Origin of the sequence: Pseudokineococcus marinus (genome assembly GCF_013004605.1) — a bacterium.
GTDB classification, from domain to species: Bacteria; Actinomycetota; Actinomycetes; order Actinomycetales; family Quadrisphaeraceae; genus Pseudokineococcus; species Pseudokineococcus marinus.
In genome coordinates this window covers 1-2,222 of the sequence record NZ_JABEMA010000402.1, presented here as the reverse complement: position 1 = coordinate 2,222, position 2,222 = coordinate 1, and the positions used below count along the sequence as shown (strand labels likewise).

The following is a 2,222-nucleotide window of genomic DNA, read 5'->3' as shown; positions in this document are numbered from 1 at the left end:
CGACCGACCGCGGGGCGAGCGCTCGCGACGGGACGGGTCGCCCTCGTCGGTGGCGCCTCCCTCGGCGTCGCTCGCGCGCCGTCGGTGGCCCGTCGGCTCGACCGGCGGCGGCGGGCGCAGCGGGTCCGTCGCGCGCACGCGCCCCTCCCCGGCGCTGCCCTCGTCCTCGCGCACCGACCGACCTCCCCGCGGGCTCCCGTGCACGCAGGGCGACGGGCGCGGCCCTCCGTGGTGCCGCTGCGTCCAGGTGAGCACGCTGCGTGGTCGCAGACGTCCCTGGGCGGCGCCTCATCACCCCGACGGACCACTCACGGTCACCGTCCGGGTCAGTCGCGGCCGCGGCTCGTCCCGCCGGTCGCCAGACGCCTCACGCACGGGCCCTCCCCCGGCGGAACACCGGCGGCCCCGCACGGGTTGCCGCTCCTCGTGCCGCCACGGGCGGGTGCGGCGAGGCTGTGGCCGAGAGGCCCGCCCCCGTCCGGTGGCGGGTCCGACGACCCGAGGAGAAGCCCTGTGCTGACCGTCAACGCCCGTTCCACCGCCGGCCCCGGCGAGCCGTTCCAGGCGACGACCATCGAGCGCCGCGACGTCGGCCCCGCCGAGGTGCTCATCGACGTCAAGTACGCCGGCATCTGCCACTCCGACATCCACACCGCCCGCGGCGAGTGGGGCGAGACCCTCTTCCCGCTCGTGCCCGGCCACGAGATCGCCGGCGTCGTGTCCGAGGTGGGCGCCGACGTCACGAGGTTCTCCGTCGGCGACCGCGTGGGCGTCGGCTGCTTCGTCGACTCCTGCCGGGAGTGCGAGAACTGCCGCGCCGGCGAGGAGCAGTACTGCCTGGAGGGCGAGACCGGCACCTACAACGCGATCGGCAAGGACGGCCGCCCGACCGACGGCGGCTACAGCGAGAAGATCGTGGTCGACGAGAACTACGTCATGGGCATCCCCGAGGGGATCGACCTCGACGTCGCGGCGCCGCTCCTGTGCGCCGGCATCACGCTCTACAGCCCGCTCAAGCACTGGGGCGCCGGGCCCGGCAAGAAGGTCGCGATCGTCGGCCTGGGCGGCCTCGGCCACATGGGCGTGAAGATCGCCAAGGCGCTCGGCGCCGAGGTGACCGTGCTGTCGCAGTCGCTGAAGAAGCAGGAGGACGGCCTCCGCCTGGGCGCCGACCACTACTACGCGACGGGCGACGAGGGCACCTTCGAGTCCCTCGCCGGCTCCTTCGACCTCATCGTCAGCACCATCTCGGCCAACGTGGACTTCAACGCCTACCTCGGGCTGCTCAAGCTCGACGGCGCGCTCGTCCAGGTCGGCGCCCCCGAGAAGCCGCTCGACATCGCGGCTTTCTCGCTCATCCAGGGCCGCAAGACCCTCGCGGGCTCGAAGATCGGCGGCATCCGCCAGACGCAGGAGATGCTCGACTTCTGCGCCGAGCACGGCATCGGCGCCGAGGTCGAGGTCATCGGCGGCGACCAGATCGACGAGGCCTACGAGCGGGTCGTCGCCAGCGACGTCCGCTACCGCTTCGTCATCGACACGGCGCGCCTCGTCAGCTGACGACGCCACCTCCACCACGACGCCCCCGCCGGACCACCGGCGGGGGCGTCGTCGCGCCGGGGCCGGCGACGGCCGGTGCTGAGCGCCGGGCCCGTGAGACGCTGGCCGGCTCCCGTCGGGGGGGCCGGCACGTGCACGTCGACGCCCGAGCGCGTCCCGGGCGAGCCGCTCGCGGAGGACTACGCGCTGGGCGAGGCCGGGCCCGCGCCGCCGGGGCGGGCGCCCAGACCGGCCGCGAGCGCGGCCACCGCGTCGTCGCTGACCGCGGCGGCGAGCCGGTTGGCCTCCACGACAGCGCGGTAGACCTCCTCGCGGTGCACCTGGACGCTGCGGGGCGCGTCGATGCCCAGGCGCACGACCTCGCCGCGCACCTCCACGACCGTCACGACGACGTCGTCGCCGATGACGATGCTCTCTCCCGCGCGGCGGGTCAGGACCAGCACCCGGCGAGCATAGGCGGGAGTCCGCGCCCACGGGGCTCCGGGCGCGGCGAGCCCCGCCCCGCGTCGCCCCCGGACGCCACCGCCCCGGCGCCGCGGGAGGCGGGCACCGGGGCGGGCGGGCGGGGTGGACGGGCGGGCGGACGTGCGAGGTGGACGGGGCGGGACGGGCCTCAGCGCAGCCGGTCGGCCAGCTCCTCGGGCACGGTCTGCGCGACGGCC

General features: G+C 75.8%; 2 protein-coding genes. One reads left to right on the top strand and one right to left on the bottom strand.

What is annotated here, in order from left to right; genetic code table 11:
- Positions 1-513 precede the first annotated feature (513 nt).
- Positions 514-1,560, top strand: coding sequence for an NAD(P)-dependent alcohol dehydrogenase (locus tag HLB09_RS15960; RefSeq protein WP_171204299.1), 1,047 nt, complete (start codon positions 514-516; stop codon positions 1,558-1,560).
- Between the two features lie 179 nt (positions 1,561-1,739).
- On the opposite strand, the gene csrA is transcribed toward HLB09_RS15960, so the two are convergent.
- Complete coding sequence (gene csrA, locus HLB09_RS19555) at positions 1,740-2,003, bottom strand: carbon storage regulator CsrA (protein WP_171204298.1); 264 nt, start codon at positions 2,001-2,003, stop codon at positions 1,740-1,742.
- Positions 2,004-2,222: the final 219 nt, after the last annotated feature.